Below are 17,494 nucleotides of genomic sequence, written 5' to 3'. Positions count from 1 at the left end.
GTTCGGCGCCTGGCGCGCGGGCGGTCAGCGGCGACGGACCCGCAGCACGGCCGAGTCGACGCGCGGCGGCGGATGGAACGCGCGCCGCGGGACCGGCGGCCCGACGTCGAGCACGAACCGTCGCGCGTGGCGGGCCCCGGGAGGGGCGGCAGCGAGCCGGCGGGCGGCGCCGGCCTGGAGCACGAGGTCGGCCGAGAGGAGCCGGTCGGTGCTCAGCAAGGTCCGCAGCACGGCGGTGGACAGCTGGTACGGCGGGTTGGACACGACGCGGAAAGGGCGCCCGGGCAGTCGGAGGTCGGCGAGGTCGTGCGCGACGACGCGCACCGGGGCGTCGGCGAACCGGCGCCGCAGGGCGGCGGCCCGGCCCGGGTGCAGCTCGACCGCGACCACGCGCGCCCCGGCGTCGAGCAGGGGGGCGGTCAGCGCCCCGGTGCCGGCACCCAGGTCGAGCACGAGGTCGCCCGCGCGCACGGGAGCGCCCTCGACGACGCGCGCCGCCCAGTCAGCGCGGAGCGGGTGCCATCCCCAGTCGCGTCGCGACGCCCGCCGTCCCTGCTCGGACGCGGGCACGACGGACCACCATGAAGATCGACATGGCCACGACCGTACGGGCGGCGCCCGGCGTCGTGCACGCGATTTTCGGCCGCACCCTGGTGCCCGCTCGGCGCCCGGCGCCCGACGGGTGGGTCGGGGGAGCGGGTGGGAACCTGGGCACGTAGGGCCGGTCGTCCGCTCGGGCGCCCGCACCGTTCGCGCCACCGTCCGACCCCGAGGAGAGGCCCGTGACCACCGAGGACGCGCCACCCGTCGAGCCTGCCGGGGGCCGTGAGGCCGCGGTGGACCGGTCCTTCCTGGGCCACCCGCGCGGACTCGCGACGCTGTTCAGCCTCGAGGTCTGGGAGCGGTTCTCCTTCCTCGGGATGCAGGCCATCCTGGTCCTGTACTTCACCGCGTCGGTCGCCGACGACGGTCTCGCGATGGACCCGGGCGCCGCCGCGTCCATCGCCGCCGGCTACGGGACGATGGTCTACCTGGTGTCGGTGGGCGGCGGCTGGATCGCCGACCGCGTCCTCGGGTCCTACCGCGGCGTCCTGTGGGGCGGCATCCTCATCGCCGCCGGGCACTACACGATGGCGGTGCCGGTGGAGATCTCCACCTGGATCGGCCTGGTGCTGATCAGCCTCGGCACCGGGCTGCTCAAGCCCAACGTCTCCACGCTCGTCGGCAAGCTCTACGCCACGGACGACGACCGGCGCGACGCGGGGTTCGCCCTGTACTACATGGGCATCAACGTGGGCGCCTTCTTCGGGCCGCTCGTCACGGGCTGGCTGGGCGCCGAGGTCGGCTGGCACTGGGGCTTCTCCGCCGCCGCGATCGGCATGACGGCGGGGCTGATCCAGTACGTCGTGGGCCGCCGCCGTATCCCCGGCTACGGCCGGCCCGCTGAGGCGCCGCTGCCGCCGGACGCCGCGCGCCGCACGCGGTGGCTGCTGGTCGGCGCCGCCGCGGCCGTGGTCGTCGTCCTCCTCGTCCTCGCCCTCGTGGGGCGGCTCAGCGTCGAGGGGGTCGTGAACTCCCTGACCGTGATCGCGATGGTCGCGCCGATCGTCTACTTCACGGTGATGTTCCGCAGCCCGCGCGTGACGGGGGAGGAGCGGGGACGGCTGCGCCCGTTCCTCGTGCTGTGGACGGCGTCGGTCGCGTTCAACTTCGTGCTCTTCCAGGCGTACTCGGTGCTCATCCTGTTGGCCGAGGACCACGTGGACCGCACCATCTTCGGCTGGGACGTGCCGTCGTCCTGGTTCAGCTCGTACCTCGGCGCCGCCGAGGTGCTCGTCGCGCCGCTGGTCGCCGCCCTGTGGACCTGGCTCGGGCCGCGGCAGCCGCACGCGTCGAAGAAGGTCGCGATCGGCGCCCTCCTCGGTGGCCTGTCGTACTGGGTGCTCGTGCCGGCCGTGACCGGGCAGACCGGGGACTGGCAGATCGCGATCTGGTGGATGCTGGTGTCGCTGCTGCTGCTCGGCCTGGGCGACGTGCTGCTGCAGACCACCGGCCTGTCGGCGACGACGAAGCTCGCCCCCGTCGCGTTCTCCAGCCAGTCGATGGCCGTGTGGTTCCTGTCCATCGCGCTGGCCAACGGCATCCAGGCGCAGACCGTCCGCTTCTACGGCGTCATCCCCGACGGCGTGTACTTCGCGGTGAACGGCGCGGTCGCCGTCGCCGCCGCCGTCGTCGTGCTGTCCCTGTCGCGATGGATGAAGCGCACGATGCACCCCGTCCACTGAACGCTCGACCCAGGAGGCACCCGTGCGCCACGTCACCGACCTGCCGGTGGAGACCACGACCGAGGATCTCTGGATCCCGCTGCCCGACGGCACCCGCCTGGCCGCCCGCGTCTGGCGGCCCGTCGACCCGACGCCCGTCCCGGCGATCCTCGAGTACCTGCCCTACCGGCTGTCCGACTGGACGGCGCCCCGCGACGCGCAGCGCCACCCGTACTACGCCGGGCACGGGTACGCGTCGGTCCGGGTCGACATCCGGGGCAGCGGCAACTCCGACGGGTACCAGGACGACGAGTACTCGCCCACCGAGCTCGCGGACGGCGTCGCCGTCGTCGAGTGGCTGGCGGCGCAGCACTGGTGCGACGGGTCGGTCGGCATGTTCGGCATCTCGTGGGGCGGGTTCAACTCGCTGCAGGTCGCGGCGCTCGCCCCGGAGCCGCTCAAGGCGATCGTCACCGTCTGCTCCACCGACGACCGGTACGACAACGACGTGCACTTCACCGGCGGCTCCGTCCTCGCCGTCGACATGCACGCCTGGGCCGCGACGATGCTCGCGTTCTGCTCCCGCCCTCCGGACCCGGCGTACGTGGGGGAGGGCTGGCGCGAGCAGTGGGTCGACCGGCTCGAGCACACCGAGCCGTTCGTCCACACCTGGCTCGACCACCAGACGCGCGACGACTACTGGCGTCACGGCAGCGTCATCGAGGACTACTCGACGATCTCGGCGGCCGTGCTCGCCGTCGGCGGCTGGAACGACCCCTACCGCGACACCGTGCTGCGCCTGGCCGCCGCCGGCGACGACGGCGCCCTTCGTGCGCCCGTGCGCGGGATCGTCGGGCCGTGGTCGCACCAGTACCCTGACCGCGGGCTGCCGCCGGGGCCGGCCATCGGCTTCCTGCAGGAGACGCTGCGCTGGTGGGACCACTGGCTCAAGGGCGCGGACCGCGGCGTGCTCGCCGACCCGCCGCTGCGCGCGTGGATCAGCGAGTCGGTGCCGCCGGCCACGGTGTACGACGAGCTGCCGGGCCGGTGGGTGGGGGAGCCGTCGTGGCCGTCCCCGCACGTCTTTGACCGGACGCTGCCGCTCGTCGCGGACCGCGCGGCCGACCAGCCCGAGGTCGCCCTGTGGACGACGGCGCCGACGGTCGAGACGCTCGCCGGCGGCCACCCCGTGCCCACGTCGTGGCTCGTGGACTCGCCGTCGCACACGGGTGTCGACGCCGGCCGGTTCTTCCCGTTCGGGAACGACGCCGACCTGCCGCCCGACCAGCGGGAGGAGGACGGGCGCTCGCTCTGCTTCGACTCGGCGCCGCTGACCCAGCCGCTCGAGATCCTCGGGCGGGCGCGCGTCCGGCTGCGCCTCACGTGCTCCGGGACGAAGGGGCAGGTCGTGGCCCGGCTGTGCGACGTCGGTCCCGACGGCTCGTCGACGCTGGTCACCCGCGGCGTGCTCAACCTGTCGGCACGGCACGGCCGCGACCGGGCGGTGCGGTGGACGCCGGGCGCCACCGAGGAGGTATCGTTCGAGCTCACCGGGACCGGCTACGCGCTCGCGCCGGGCCACCGGCTGCGGCTCGCGCTGTCGTCAGCGTACTGGCCGTGGGTCTGGCCGCAGCCCGGTGACGCGGTGCTGGCCGTCGCGGTCGGCGACGGCGCCCTCGAGCTGCCGGTGCACGACCGCGCGGCGTCGCACCCGCCGGTCGAGTTCGAGGAGCCGGAGCAGACGCCGCCGCTGGGCGTCGTCTTCGGCGAGGCGGCCGAGGCGCGCCCCGAGCGCCGCGTCGTGCGGGACGTCGCGGAGGGGCGGTGGCTGCTCGAGGTCGACCCGCGGTACGGCGGCACCCGCACCTACCCGGACGGCCTGGAATTCACCGAGGACGCACTCGAGCGGTACTGGATCGGGCCGGACGCGACGAGCGCGCGCACCCGCTCGGACTGGACGGTCGGGCTGCGTCGCGCGGCCGGCGCCCCGTTGCCGGAGGGCATGACCGGCGGCTGGGACGCGAGCATTCGCACCCGGTCGGAGATCACCTGCGACGACGAGCACTTCTTCACCGACGACGAGGTCGTGGCCCGCGACGGCGACGAGGTGGTCTTCGAGCGCCGCTGGCGTCGGACGATCCCGCGCACCGCCGGCTGACGGGCCGGCCCTCTCGACTGCTGCCGAACACGGGGTGGGGATCGCTATCGAGGCCGATAGCGATCCCAACCCCGTGTTCGGCAGCGCGGGTGGCGGGGTGGAAGGCGGCGGGGTCAGAGCGGGACGACGGTGCCCTCGAAGTGCTTCTGCCGTCGCCCGCCGTTCCAGCCCACGTACCCGAAGCCCGGCCCGTCGGGGTCGCGGGTGATCGCGACGTCGACCGTCGTGGGCAGGAGCACCGGCTTGGCGAACTCGACGGTCCATCGGTAGGCGTCGCCGCGCGCGTGCCCGACGTCGGCCAGCGCCCTCGCGGCGGTGTACATGCCGTGCGCGATGGCGCGGGGGAAGCCGAAGGCCTTGGCCGACAGCGCCGACAGGTGGATGGGGTTGCGGTCGCCGGACACGGCGCCGTACGCGCGCCCGGTCCCGGGGCCGAGCGCCCAGCGGCCGGTGGGCAGCGGCGGCACCCACGTGCCGGCGGGAGCGCGGTCCTCGCCGTCGACGGCGTCCGCCGCAGCCGCGTTCTCGTCCTCGCTCCAGGGCAGGTGGAAGCCCTTGGCGAGGTAGGTCGAGACCCCTCGCCACACCGGCGTCCCCGCGGGGTCGTCCGCGCGCCGCACCTCCGCCACGAGGTCCACCTGCACCCCGCGCCGGTGGGGGCGCAGGTTCTCCGACCAGGCGCGCACCTCGAGCACCTCGCCGACGCGCACGGGCCCGCGCAGCTCGACGTCGTTGGCGAGGTGCACCATGCCCAGCAGCGGCAGGGGGAAGTCGCCGCGCACCATGACGGCGGTGGCCAGCGGGAACGCGAGCACGTGCAGGTACCCCGCGGGCAGCACGTCGGTCACGGGCTCGTGCAGCAGCCGCTGGTAGTCGTGCAGGTGGCCGGCGAGGCCCGCCGTCGCGACGCCGGGGACGCGCAGGACGACGTCGGGCAGGACGAGCGACCGCTCCGGGGCCGGCTCGCCCTCCGCCCGGCCCGCGCCTATCCCGGGCAGGCCGGGCAGGGCACGCCCGGCGGCGATCCGGCCCGACGACGCCGCGCCGCGCGCGTACAGCGCGGCGAGCCCCGGCAGGGCGGGCAGCGTCTCGACGCGCAGCGGGTCGCCGGCGCTGGTGGCCGGGGCGCTCGCCGTCACCGGCCCACCAGGTGCTGGCCGCACACGCGCAGCACCTGACCGTTGATGCCCGCGGCGGCGGGGGAGGCGAGGAACGCGACGGCCTCGGCGACGTCCACGGGCTGGCCGCCCTGCTGCAGGGTGGGCAGCCGCCGCGCGACCTCGCGGGTCACGAACGGCATGGCCGCCGTCATGTCGGTCTCGATGAAGCCCGGGGCGACGGCGTTGGCGGTGCCGCCCAGGGCGGCGACGAGCGGCGCCGTCGCGCGCGTGTGCCCGATGACCCCGGCCTTGGAGAAGCCGTAGTTCGTCTGCCCCTTGCCCCCGGCGATGCCCGACGTGGAGGCCAGGGACACGATGCGCAGGCCCTCGACCCCGGCACCCCCGTCGGCACCGAGCAGCTGCGCGTTGATCCGCAGCTGCGCGTCGAGGTTGACCGCGACCACGGCGTCCCACTGGGCGGGCCCCATGTTGGCGAGCAGCTTGTCGCGCACGATGCCGGCGTTGTGCACGACGATGTCGAGCCGGCCGTGCCGGGAGCGCGCGTGCTCGAGGATCCGCGTGCCGGCGTCGTCGGCGGTGACGTCGAGCTGCAGGGCGGTGCCGCCGACGGCGTTGGTGGTGCGGGCGAGCGCCTCGCCCGCGGCGGGCACGTCGACGCAGACGACGGTGGCGCCGTCCCGGGCCAGGGTCTTTGCGATGGCCGCGCCGATGCCGCGCGCGGCGCCCGTGACGACGGCGACCCGGCCGGCCAGGGGGCGGTCCAGGTCGGCCGGGGAGTCGGCGGCGTCCGACGGCGTCGCACCGACCCGGAGCTGCTGGCCGTCCACGTAGGCGGAGCGGGCCGACAGGAAGAAGCGCAGCGCCGCGAGCGCCGACGTGCCGTCGGCGGCGGCGCCGTCGGTCAGCACGAGGCCGTTCGCGGTGGCGCCGTAGCGCAGCTCCTTGGCGAGCGAGCGCAGGAACGCGTCGACGCCGCTGCGGGTCGCGGCCAGCTCCGGCGCGTCGCCGTCGGTCGCCGCCCGGGAGACCACCAGGACGCGGCCGTTCGGCGCGAGCCGCCGGAGCACCGAGCCGGCGGCCAGCACGGCGCCGGACACGTCGGTCGGTCGGGCGGACTCCGTGAGCACGAGCAGGACGGCGCCCCAGCGGGCGTCGTCGGTGGGCTCGCGGCGCACGTCGAGGCTCCAGCCGAGCAGCTCCTTGGCCAGGCTGTCGGCGTCGCCACGGGACGCGTCGTCGGACAGCACGAGCACGGGGCCCACGGTCAGCGGGTCGCCCGCCCGGTAGCGGCGCAGGATCGCGGGGCGCGGCAGGCCGAGCTTCTTGGCGAGGGACTTGGTGAAGCCGGAGTTGACGGCCTTGGTGTAGGAGTCGGTCATCGGTGGTTCCTCCGGGATCAGACGGACTCGACGATGGCGGTGGCGCCGAGGCCGCCGGCGGCGCAGACGGAGATCAGGGCGCGGGCAGGCTGCCCCGTCTCGGCCGCCTTCGCCGCGACCAGCTTGGCGGCGGTGGCGAGGATGCGCCCGCCGGTGGCGGCGAACGGGTGCCCCGCGGCGAGCGAGGAGCCGTTGACGTTGACCTTGGCGCGGTCGACCGAGCCGAGCGCGCCCGACAGACCGAGCTCGTTCTTGCAGTAGTCGGCGTCCTCCCAGGCCGCGAGCGTGGTGAGGACGGTCGAGGCGAACGCCTCGTGGATCTCGAGGAAGTCGAAGTCCGCGAGCGTCAGGCCGTTGCGGGCCAGCAGCCGGGGCACGGCGTGGGCCGGCGCCATGAGCAGGCCCTCGTGGCCGTGCACGAAGTCCACCGCCGCGGTCTCGGCGTCGACGAACCGGGCGAGCACCGGCAGGTCGCGCGCGGCGGCCCAGTCGGCGGAGGCGAGCAGCACGGCGGAGGCGCCGTCGGTCAGCGGGGTCGAGTTGCCGGCGGTCATGCTCGCCGGCTCGTCGAGGCTCTTGCCGAAGACCGGCTTGAGGGACGCGAGCTTCTCGAGCGACGTGTCGGCGCGCAGGTTGTCGTCGCGGACGAGGCCGCGGAACGGGGTGACGAGGTCGTCGAAGAACCCCGAGTCCCAGGCGGCGGCGAGGTGCTGGTGGCTGGCGAGCGCGAGCTCGTCCTGGGCCTCGCGGGTGATGCCCCACCGTGCGGTGGTGATGGCCTGGTGCTCGCCCATGGACAGGCCGGTGCGCGGCTCGTCGGTGCCGGGCGTGAGCGGCTTCACGTCGCCCGGGCGCAGCTTGGCGAACGCCTTGAGGCGGGCTTGGAGGGTCTTGGCGTGCGACGCCTCGAGGAGCACGCGGCGCAGCCCCTCGCTCACGGCGACGGGGGCGTCGGAGATCGTGTCGGCGCCCCCCGCGACGCCGGAGTCCATCTGGCCGAGCCGGATCTTGTTGGACACCGTGATGGCGGCCTCGAGGCCGGTCGCGCACGCCTGCTGCAGGTCGAAGGCCGGCGTCTGCGGGGAGAGGGAGGAGCCGAGCACGGACTCCCGCACGAGGTTGAAGTCGCGGGAGTGCTTGAGGACGGCGCCCCCGACGACCTCGCCGAGCCGCTCGCCCTGCAACCCGAAGCGGGCCACGAGGCCCTCGAGCGCGGCCGTGAACATCTCCTGGTTGGAGGCGTCGGCGTACTTCTTGCCGGCGCGCGAGAACGGGATGCGGTTGCCGCCGACGATCACGGCGTCGCGGACGCCGGAAGGACGGGCCCCGGGAGCGGCACTGGACGTGGCCCGGCTGGCGGACCCGGACGGCTTGCGTGTAGCCACAGCGATAGTTCCTTCACTCCGTCGGTCAGGTAGGACTCACAGTACCTGATACTCTCAGTCTCGTGAGACGAGTCACAGGGTGCGGCCGATGACGGCCGCAGGGCGCGAGCTCGACGGTCGTTCGGCACAGGACGGTCGCTCCACGAGGTGGGACGACCATCGTGCCGCGCGCCGGGCGCAGCTCGTCAACGCCGCGCGCAAAGCCGTGCACCGGAGCGGGCCGGGGGTCTCCATGGACGAGATCGCGTCCGCGGCGGGCACCTCGAAGTCCATCGTCTACCGGTACTTCGACGACAAGGCCGGGCTGCGCCTCGCCGTCGCCGCCCACGTCGTCGCGACCATGCACGACGCGCTGCGCGAGGCGGCCGAGGCGGCGCCGACGCCGAACGCCGCGCTCCGCGCGATGGTCCGGGTGTACCTCGAGATGATCGAGCACTCGCCGAACGTCTACTGGTTCGTCACCCGCACCGCCATCGGCGGCAACGAGCCCGCCGCGGAGGCGGGGCTGCCCGGCGGGGCGTCGGGCCCCGTCGAGGCGCTCGGCGCCTACCTGGACTCCGTCATCGAGCTCGTCGCCGAGCCCTTCGCCCGCGCGGTCCACGTGCCGGCGGCGACGGCGGCCGCCTGGGCCGCGGGGGCCGTCGGCTTCGTCCGCGGCGCCGGCGAGTGGTGGCTCGGCCACGGGTCGGATCCGTCAGCCCCCGACCGGCTCACCCGTGAGGAGCTCACCGAGCAGGTCACGCTCTGGCTGTGGACCGGGCCCGTCGGCGTGCTGCACCACGACGATCCCGCTCCCCCCGACACCTCAGGAACCTCCCACCCAGCACGCACGCAGGAGAACCGATGACCGCCACGTCCGACCGTCCCGCGACGCTCACCGCCACCGTCACGAGCGGCGCCGACGCCGCCAAGCCCGCCCCTCGCGTCGACGTCGCGGGGCTCTCCGAGCAGCTCCTCGGGCGCTGGCCCGATTGGCGCCGCCACGCCCGTGACCGCTCCACCGACCCGACCTTCTGGAAGGACGAGTCGCTGTCGATGGACGAGCACCGCGAGCGGGTGCTCGATCAGATGCGCCTGCTGGCGTGCGCGGACGAGAAGCACCAGGTGTGGCTCGCGTTTCCCGAGCGGCTCGGCGGTGGCGACTCCCCCGGTGCGAACCTCGCAGGCTTCGAGGAGCTCGTCGTCGCCGACCCGTCGCTGCAGATCAAGGCCGGCGTCCAGTGGGGGCTGTTCGCCTCGGCGATCCTGCACCTCGGCACGCCGGAGCAGCAGGACCGCCTGCTGCCGGGCGCGATGGACCTCTCGGTGCCGGGCGCGTTCGCGATGACGGAGGTCGGCCACGGCTCGGACGTCGCGTCGGTCGCCACCACGGCGACGTACGACCCGGAGACCGAGGAGTTCGTCATCCACACGCCGTTCCGGGCGGCGTGGAAGGAGTTCCTCGGCAACGCGGCCGTGCACGCCACCGCGGCCACCGTGTTCGCGCAGCTGATCACGAACGGCGTCAACCACGGGGTGCACTGCTTCTACGTGCCCGTGCGGGAGACGACGGGCGACGGTCGGGCCGGAGCCTTTCTGCCGGGCGTCAGCGGCCTCGACGACGGGCTCAAGGGCGGCCTGCGCGGCGTGGACAACGGACGCCTGGCGTTCGACCACGTGCGCGTCCCGCGCACCGACCTGCTCGCCCGGTACGGCGCGGTCGCGGCCGACGGCACGTACACGTCGTCGATCGACAGCCCCGGACGCCGCTTCTTCACCATGCTCGGCTCGCTCGTGCAGGGGCGCGTGTCGCTCGACGGCGCGGCGTCGACCGCGTCGAAGCTCGGCCTCGCGATCGCTGTGCGGTACGGCGCCGAGCGGCGGCAGTTCACGTCCGCCTCGCCCGTCGAGGAGACGGTGCTGCTCGACTACGCGACGCACCGCCGTCGCCTCTTCCCGCGCATCGCCGAGACGTACGCGACCCACTTCGCGCACGACCGGCTGCTCGACCTGTTCGACGACGTGTTCTCCGGCGAGAAGGACACCCCGGAGCAGCGCGAGGACCTCGAGACCATGGCGGCGGCGCTCAAGGCGACCTCCACGACCTTCGTCCTGGAGACGCTGCAGGAGTGCCGGGTGGCGTGCGGCGGCGCCGGCTTCATCACCGAGAACCGGATCACGAGCCTGCACCACGACCTGGACGTGTACGCCACGTTCGAGGGCGACAACACGGTGCTGCTCCAGCTCGTGGCCAAGCGGCTCGTGGGCGACTACGCCAAGCACCTCAAGGGCACGACCTCGTCGCCCGCCGGCATCGCCCGCTTCGTCGTCGACCAGGCCACCGACGCCGCGCTGCACCGCACGGGGCTGCGCCGGTTCGGTCAGGCCATCGCCGACGCCGGCGACCCGCGCCGTGCGGCCGGGCACCTGCGCGACGCCGAGACGCAGCGCGAGCTGCTGGCCGACCGCGTCGCGACCCTCGTCGAGGACGTCGCGATGGCGCTGCGCCCGGCCCAGAAGGCCGACCCGGTCACCGCCGCGCGCATCTTCGACCAGAACCAGGTGCAGCTCGTCGAGGCGGCGAGGGCGCACGCGGACCTGCTGCGCTGGTCGGCGTTCACGGAGGCGCTGGAGCAGGTCGCCGACCCCGGCACCCGCCGCGTCATGACCTGGGTCCGCGACGTCTTCGGGCTCACGCTCATCGAGCGCAACCTCGCCTGGTACCTCGTCAACGGCCGGCTGTCGGCGCAGCGCGCCCGCACGGTGACGTCGTACGTGGACCGGCTGCTCGAGCGTCTGCGCCCGCACGCCGTCGACCTGGTGGACGCGTGGGGCTACGGCCCCGACCACCTGCGGGCCGTCATCGCGTCGGGCGTCGAGGCCGAGCGGCAGGACGAGGCGCGCGCCTACTACGCCGCGCAGCGGGCGGACGGCTCCGCGCCGATCAGCGAGAAGTCTCTGAAGAAGTCGCGCTCCTGACACCGAACGCCGGTCGAGCCTGTCGAAACTGGGTTTCGACAGGCTCGACCGGCGTTGCTGTGCGTGGGGTCAGGCCGCGGCCGGCGTGGGCTCCGGCGCGTGGCGCAGCGGCTCGATCTCGGCAGGCTGAACGGCCGTCTCGAGGGGCTCCGGCTCCTCGACGGCCTCCGCGTCGCGCAGCGGGAGACCGAGCGTCACGGTGGACGGTCGGGGCGCGGCCCGTGGCGGCGGCGTGGCCAGCGCGACGGCGACGGCTCCGGCGAGCCCCGCTACCAGGGCGACGACCGCCACCAGCGTCCAACCGAGGGCCGCGAACACCCCGAGCGCCGCTCCGTCGATCGTCGCGACAGCGAGCCCGACGACGAGCACCCGCCTCATGCCTACCTCCCACGGTCCGCCTCTTCCGTGCTCTTCCAGGAGACGACACCTCGGGCGGTACTGCATCCGCAGGGCGCAGTTGATCCGGTCACAGGTGCATCACGGTTGGGCGCTGACGCCACGACGAAGGTGCCGTCAGGCGTGGTCAGGGGAGGTCAGGACCAGGGGGAGGGCGCGCCCGAGGGCATCGCCAGGTGCCCGAGCAGGAGGGCCTCCGGGACGGCCCCCGACTCGCGCCGCAGGGCGAGGTGCAGGTCGCCGGTCAGCCGCAGCGCGAGCTCGAGCCGGACCGGCGCCACGTGGTCGGCGTGCAGTCGGCCGCCGACGGCGGGGTGCGGCGCGAAGGTGAGCACCTCGTCGGGTGCCGGGGCGACCCCGCGGGAGTGGACCTCGTGGCACAGGTCCTCCAGGAGCAGGTCCGCGCGCCCGTCCGGCGAGTCGAGCTCCGCGTACATGTCCACGGCGCTGGGCCAGCGCAGCTCGAGCGACCCCTCGATCGTGTCGAGGAACCACCAGCCCTCGAGGGATTCCAGGAAGACGTCGCCGAACGCCGTCGTGAAACGGGGCGTCTTGCCGTGGACCCCCGACCACGACCAGGACGCCAACCCGTACGCGAACGCGTCGGGAGAGAAGGCACGGAGGAGTTCCACGAGCGCATCAAACCATCTTGTGGTAATCGGCAACAGCCCCCCGCTGGACAGGGATCGCGGTGGGTTCGCTCACGGACAGACGTCACTGTGGTCAGCAGCAACCCCGTCTACCTTCCTCAGAAGATGATGAAAGCATCAGGAAATCGTCATCACCGCTGGTCGGAGGTGCGGCTGGCCCGGACGGGCGTCCGGGGCGGAACGATGCCGGGGGGCCGGGCGTTCCTCACAGCGAGGCGGTGGACGAGCCGCACGGCCGCCCACGACGACCTCGACGACCACGACGACCTGGAGGTGGGATGACGTACGACGCCGCCGCGCCGACGTCCGGACGCGACCCGCGCGGCATGAGCAAGGCCGGCCCCGACCCGCGGAGCGTCGCGGTCACCGGGCTCGCGACGCTGGCCTGGTACGCCGTCCCGGACGTGGTCGGGCCCCGGTGGGGCCGGGCGGTGGCCAAGGCCGCCGTGCTCTCCACCGCCGTCGGCCTCGTGCTGGCGGCCACCGACGAGGGCAGGGAGGCGCGCGAGGGCGTGCGCGCGACGCGCGACGAGCTGCGCCGGATCGCCGACGACGCGAGCGAGGCGCCGGCCGCCGCCCGCGGGGCGGACGAGAACACGCTCGGCCGCGACGTCGAACCTGACGGGCCCGCGGGCGCCGTGCGCCCGGCCGTCGTGGGCGGCGCGGTGCTCGGGGCGGTGGCCGCGGTCGGCACGCTCGCCGTCGTCGGGGAGCGGTGGGCCTACCGGCTCGGGGAGCGCTGGCGTGGCCGCGGGGTGCGGTGTCCGCACACCCGGGTCGGCCTGATCCTCGGGACCGTGGCGGCCGGGCTGACCTGCCTGGAACCGGGGCTGCGCGGCGGCGGGGGCGCCCGGTCCGTCGGCATCCCGGCCCGCCGGTAGACTGGCCCGGCGCCGTGTGGGCGCCATGCCCGGGCCGATGCCGGATGCCGGCACCGCGACGCGGTGCGGCGATCACCCGGTCCGAGCATCCGGAGCATTCCGACCACTCGCGCATGTCGAGTACTCGTGCGACCCGAGGGAAGTTCATGACCGCCGCAAGCGCCGACGCCGCAGTGCCCGCCCGCCCGGAGCCCGACCAGCACCTGGACACGGTCTCCCGCGCCGCCGCCACGCCGGACGAACCCCAGCCGTTCGCGGAGCTGGGCCTCAAGCCCGACGAGTACCAGCGCATCCGCGACATCCTGGGGCGTCGCCCCACCGCCGCCGAGCTCGCCATGTACTCCGTCATGTGGTCGGAGCACTGCTCGTACAAGTCCTCCAAGGTGCACCTGCGCAAGTTCGGTGAGCGCGTCACCGAGGAGATGACCGAGCACCTGCTCGTCGGCATCGGCGAGAACGCGGGCGTCGTCGACGTCGGCGACGGCTGGGCGGTGACCTTCAAGGTCGAGTCGCACAACCATCCGTCGTTCGTGGAGCCCTACCAGGGCGCCGCGACGGGCGTCGGCGGCATCGTGCGCGACATCATCTCGATGGGCGCGCGCCCTGTGGCCGTGATGGACCAGCTCCGCTTCGGCGCCGTCGACCACCCGGACACCGCGCGCGTCGTGCACGGCGTCGTGTCCGGCGTCGGCGGCTACGGCAACTCCCTCGGCCTGCCGAACATCGGCGGCGAGCTCGTCTTCGACGCCTCCTACCAGGGCAACCCGCTGGTGAACGCGCTGTGCGTCGGCGTGCTGCGGCACGAGGACATCCACCTGGCCAACGCCTCCGGCGTCGGCAACAAGGTCGTGCTCTTCGGGGCGCGCACCGGCGGCGACGGCATCGGCGGCGCCTCCATCCTCGCGTCCGAGACGTTCGAGGACGGCGTCCCGGCCAAGCGCCCGAGCGTCCAGGTGGGCGACCCCTTCATGGAGAAGGTGCTCATCGAGTGCTGCCTGGAGCTGTACGCGGCCCAGGTCGTCGACGGCATCCAGGACCTGGGCGCCGCCGGCATCTCCTGCGCCACCTCCGAGCTCGCCTCCAACGGCGACGGCGGCATGCACGTGTGGCTCGACGACGTGCTGCTGCGCGACCCCACGCTCAACGCCGGCGAGATCCTCATGTCGGAGTCGCAGGAGCGGATGATGGCCGTCGTCCGGCCGGAGAAGCTCGACGAGTTCCTCGCGATCACGGGCAAGTGGGACGTCGAGACCGCCGTCGTCGGCGAGGTCAACGACTCAGGTCGCCTCACGATCGACCACCACGGGCAGCGGATCGTCGACGTCGACCCGCGCACCGTCGCGCACGAGGGCCCGGTCTACGACCGTCCCTACGCCCGTCCGGCGTGGCAGGACGGCCTGCAGGCCGACACCACGGTGGCTGCGGGGCTGGCGCGCCCGGCCTCGGCCGAGGAGCTGCGCGCCACCGCGCTGCGCCTGCTCGCGTCGCCGAACCTCGCCTCCAAGGCGTGGGTCACCGACCAGTACGACCGCTTCGTGCAGGGCAACACCGCTCTCGCGCAGCCCGACGACGGCGGCGTGGTGCGCGTCGACGAGGCCACCGGCCGCGGCGTCGCGCTCGCGACCGACGCCAACGGGCGCTACGGCAAGCTCGACCCGCGCGCCGGCGCCCAGCTCGCCCTCGCCGAGGCGTACCGCAACGTCGCGACGGCGGGCGCGACGCCGATGGCGGTCACCGACTGCCTGAACTTCGGCTCGCCCGAGCACCCCGACTCCATGTGGCAGCTCGTCGAGGCCATCGAGGGCCTGGCGGACGCGTGCCAGGAGCTCGGTGTCCCGGTCACCGGCGGCAACGTGTCCCTGTACAACGGCACCGGCGAGCCCGGGCAGATCGACTCCGCCATCCACCCGACGCCCGTCGTCGGCGTGCTCGGCGTGCTCGACGACGTCCGCACCGCCGTGCCGTCCGGCTGGCAGCGTGCGGGCCTGTCGCTGCTGCTGCTCGGCGCCACCGCCGACGAGCTCGACGGCTCCGCGTGGGCCGAGGTCGAGCACGGCCACCTGGGCGGCCTCCCGCCCCGCGTGGACCTGGCCGCCGAGAAGGCGCTGGCCGGGGTGCTGGTCGCCGCCCGCGAGCAGGGCCTCGTGGAGGCCGCGCACGACCTGTCCGAGGGCGGCCTGGCCCAGGTGCTGCTCGAGTCGTCGCTGCGGTTCGGCGTCGGCGCCCGCGTGGCGGTCGACGGCGTCACCGGCCGCGACGGCGTGAGCCCGTTCGCGGCGCTGTTCAGCGAGACCACGGCTCGCGTGCTCGTCGCGGTCGACCCCGAGCACGAGCTGGAGGTCGCCGGCCTGGCCGAGGCCGCGGGCGTGCCGGTGCTGCGCCTGGGCACCACGGGCGGCGAGACGGTCGTCGTCGCCGGCGGGTTCGACGGCGACTCGTTCGAGCTGCCGCTCGCGGAGGCCCGCGACGCGCACGAGGGCACGCTGCCGCGCATCTTCGGCTGACCGACGCTCATGGGGTCACGTCTCGGGGCGTGAGACAGCGTCTTGCTCTGTGGTGAGGGTGCGATAGTTGCCGGTGTCGTCCGTGTCGCGCGCCAGTGCGCCGGCGGGCGCCAGTCGTACACCTGAGCCCGAGGGAGCACCGATGGAAGACCGCCTCCAGCCCGCCTTCGCCGAGGTGCTGCGCCGCAACCCGGGCGAGGTGGAGTTCCACCAGGCCGTGCGCGAGGTCTTCGAGTCGCTCGGACCGGTGCTGCGCAAGAACCCGCAGTACGCCGAGGCGGCCGTGCTGGAGCGGATCTGCGAGCCGGAGCGTCAGATCATCTTCCGCGTCCCGTGGGTCGACGACGCCGGCCGGGTGCGGATCAACCGCGGCTTCCGGGTCGAGTACAACTCGGCCCTCGGGCCGTACAAGGGCGGGCTGCGCTTCCACCCGTCGGTGTATCTGGGCATCGTGAAGTTCCTCGGCTTCGAGCAGATCTTCAAGAACGCGCTCACCGGCCTGCCCATCGGCGGCGGCAAGGGCGGCTCCGACTTCGACCCGCGCGGCCGGTCCGACGGCGAGGTCATGCGGTTCTGCCAGTCGTTCATGACGGAGCTCTACCGGCACATCGGCGAGCACACGGACGTGCCGGCCGGCGACATCGGCGTCGGCGCCCGGGAGATCGGCTACCTCTTCGGCCAGTACAAGCGGATCACCAACCGCTACGAGTCGGGTGTGCTCACGGGCAAGGGCCTCACCTGGGGCGGCTCGCTCGTGCGACGCGAGGCCACCGGCTACGGCGCGGTCCTCTTCGCGCAGAGCATGCTCGGCACCGCGGGGGAGAGCCTCGACGGCCTCCGGGTGTCGGTGTCCGGTTCGGGCAACGTCGCCATCTACGCGGCGGAGAAGGCGCGGCAGCTCGGCGGCCGGGTCATCACCTTCTCGGACTCGTCCGGGTACGTCGTCGACGAGGCGGGCATCGACCTCGACCTGCTCAAGCAGGTCAAGGAGGTCGAGCGGGGCCGGGTCGCCGACTACGCCGCGCGGCGGCCCGGCGCGCGGGTCGTGACGAACGGCCCCGTGTGGGACGTGCCGACCGACGTGGCCCTGCCGTGCGCCACCCAGAACGAGCTCACCGAGGCCGACGCCAAGCAGCTCGTCGCGAACGGCGTCCGCGCCGTCGCCGAGGGCGCGAACATGCCGTCGACGCCGGGGGCGGTCGCGCTGCTGCACGACGCCGGCGTCCTCTTCGGGCCGGGCAAGGCCGCGAACGCGGGCGGCGTGGCGACGTCGGCGCTGGAGATGCAGCAGAACGCGTCGCGCGACTCGTGGAGCTTCGGCTACACCGAGCAGCGGCTCGCCGAGATCATGACCGGCATCCACGACCGCTGCCTCGCCACCGCCGACGAGTACGACGCCCCCGGCGACTACGTGGCCGGGGCCAACATCGCCGGCTTCACGCACGTCGCCGACGCGATGATCGCCCTCGGCGTCGTATGACCCGATTCTGCGGGCTGTCGGGCTGATTCCCCGCAGGGCTGGGACGCCAGACCCGACTGCCACCCTCCGAGGCCTAGGCTGACCGCATGCGGTGGCTGCCGGTCCTGTTCGGCGTCCTCGGCGTGCTCGCGAGCCTGGTGGTCGTGGTGGTGCTGGTGGAGCGGCTCGCGAACGCGCGCCGGCCGGAGCCGCGCGAGGGCGGCGAGAGCGCGGGCTCGGGGATGCTGGGCGAGCTGGTCGAGATCTTCCAGCCCTCCCGCGCGCACGTGACGGCGGAGAAGGAGCGGCAGCGGCTCGACATCGTGCAGACCCCCGCCG

General features: G+C 74.1%; 14 protein-coding genes and 1 pseudogene. 9 read left to right on the top strand and 6 right to left on the bottom strand.

The features are described 5' to 3' along the window. Window positions 1–24 precede the first annotated feature (24 nt). Entirely contained in the window at window positions 25–570 is a 546-nt protein-coding gene (locus tag ABD254_RS06805) for an rRNA adenine N-6-methyltransferase family protein (protein ID WP_344246890.1), read from the bottom strand. Between the two features lie 23 nt (window positions 571–593). Between ABD254_RS06805 and ABD254_RS06800 the strand changes: the two genes are divergently transcribed. The 3 genes from ABD254_RS06800 to ABD254_RS06790 all read left to right on the top strand — a co-directional run bounded on the left by ABD254_RS06800 (window position 594) and on the right by ABD254_RS06790 (window position 4,422). Continuing rightward, window positions 594–719: a hypothetical protein gene (locus ABD254_RS06800; protein ID WP_344246889.1), complete on the top strand. Its 126-nt coding sequence runs from the start codon at window positions 594–596 to the stop codon at window positions 717–719. A gap of 63 nt (window positions 720–782) precedes the next feature. Then, window positions 783–2,285, top strand: a complete 1,503-nt coding sequence (locus tag ABD254_RS06795; protein WP_344246887.1) for a peptide MFS transporter — start codon at window positions 783–785, stop codon at window positions 2,283–2,285. Between the two features lie 22 nt (window positions 2,286–2,307). After that, on the top strand, window positions 2,308–4,422 hold the full coding sequence (locus ABD254_RS06790; protein WP_344246885.1) for a CocE/NonD family hydrolase: 2,115 nt from the start codon (window positions 2,308–2,310) through the stop codon (window positions 4,420–4,422). 113 nt (window positions 4,423–4,535) lie between these two features. Here ABD254_RS06790 and ABD254_RS06785 read toward each other — a convergent pair whose 3' ends face one another. The 3 genes from ABD254_RS06785 to ABD254_RS06775 are packed head-to-tail and all read right to left on the bottom strand — an operon-like array spanning window position 4,536 to window position 8,313. Beyond that, window positions 4,536–5,561, bottom strand: coding sequence for a MaoC/PaaZ C-terminal domain-containing protein (locus tag ABD254_RS06785; protein ID WP_344246883.1), 1,026 nt, complete (start codon window positions 5,559–5,561; stop codon window positions 4,536–4,538). Next, window positions 5,558–6,922 carry a 3-oxoacyl-ACP reductase gene (locus ABD254_RS06780; RefSeq protein WP_344246881.1) on the bottom strand — a complete coding sequence of 455 codons (1,365 nt, stop codon included), beginning with the start codon at window positions 6,920–6,922 and terminating at the stop codon, window positions 5,558–5,560. Before ABD254_RS06780 ends, ABD254_RS06785 begins: the two co-directional genes overlap by 4 nt. A 17-nt stretch (window positions 6,923–6,939) precedes the next feature. Then, complete coding sequence (locus tag ABD254_RS06775) at window positions 6,940–8,313, bottom strand: acetyl-CoA C-acetyltransferase (protein ID WP_425553731.1); 1,374 nt, start codon at window positions 8,311–8,313, stop codon at window positions 6,940–6,942. An 82-nt stretch (window positions 8,314–8,395) separates the two neighbouring features. Between ABD254_RS06775 and ABD254_RS06770 the strand changes: the two genes are divergently transcribed. Then, window positions 8,396–9,154 carry a TetR family transcriptional regulator gene (locus ABD254_RS06770; protein ID WP_344246877.1) on the top strand — a complete coding sequence of 253 codons (759 nt, stop codon included), beginning with the start codon at window positions 8,396–8,398 and terminating at the stop codon, window positions 9,152–9,154. Next, the gene (locus ABD254_RS06765; RefSeq protein ID WP_344246875.1) at window positions 9,151–11,265 is read left to right on the top strand and encodes an acyl-CoA dehydrogenase family protein; all 2,115 of its coding nucleotides are present in this window, start codon (window positions 9,151–9,153) and stop codon (window positions 11,263–11,265) included. Before ABD254_RS06770 ends, ABD254_RS06765 begins: the two co-directional genes overlap by 4 nt. Before the next feature lie 69 nt (window positions 11,266–11,334). Here ABD254_RS06765 and ABD254_RS06760 read toward each other — a convergent pair whose 3' ends face one another. Further along, window positions 11,335–11,643 carry a hypothetical protein gene (locus ABD254_RS06760; RefSeq protein WP_344246873.1) on the bottom strand — a complete coding sequence of 103 codons (309 nt, stop codon included), beginning with the start codon at window positions 11,641–11,643 and terminating at the stop codon, window positions 11,335–11,337. Window positions 11,644–11,798: 155 nt separating this feature from the next. Next, window positions 11,799–12,293, bottom strand: coding sequence for a hypothetical protein (locus tag ABD254_RS06755; protein ID WP_344246871.1), 495 nt, complete (start codon window positions 12,291–12,293; stop codon window positions 11,799–11,801). Between the two features lie 296 nt (window positions 12,294–12,589). On the opposite strand from ABD254_RS06755, the gene ABD254_RS06750 reads away from it, so the two are divergent. From ABD254_RS06750 to ABD254_RS06735, 4 genes and pseudogenes are all read left to right on the top strand, one after another. After that, the gene (locus ABD254_RS06750) at window positions 12,590–13,192 is read left to right on the top strand and encodes a hypothetical protein (RefSeq protein WP_344246869.1); all 603 of its coding nucleotides are present in this window, start codon (window positions 12,590–12,592) and stop codon (window positions 13,190–13,192) included. Window positions 13,193–13,338: 146 nt separating this feature from the next. Beyond that, a complete protein-coding gene (gene purL, locus ABD254_RS06745) occupies window positions 13,339–15,696 on the top strand; it encodes a phosphoribosylformylglycinamidine synthase subunit PurL (RefSeq protein WP_344246867.1) in 2,358 nt (785 codons plus the stop codon). A gap of 142 nt (window positions 15,697–15,838) precedes the next feature. After that, window positions 15,839–17,176, top strand: a complete 1,338-nt coding sequence (gene gdhA, locus ABD254_RS06740) for an NADP-specific glutamate dehydrogenase (RefSeq protein WP_344246865.1) — start codon at window positions 15,839–15,841, stop codon at window positions 17,174–17,176. A gap of 86 nt (window positions 17,177–17,262) precedes the next feature. Next, window positions 17,263–17,484 (top strand): annotated as a pseudogene (locus ABD254_RS06735) (DUF6191 domain-containing protein); the annotation flags it as partial. Window positions 17,485–17,494: the final 10 nt, after the last annotated feature.

Source organism: Isoptericola hypogeus (assembly GCF_039531145.1).
GTDB classification, from domain to species: Bacteria; Actinomycetota; Actinomycetes; order Actinomycetales; family Cellulomonadaceae; genus Isoptericola; species Isoptericola hypogeus.
Note: the sequence above shows the minus strand (reverse complement) of the source record. Positions and strands in the feature narration are given on the sequence as shown.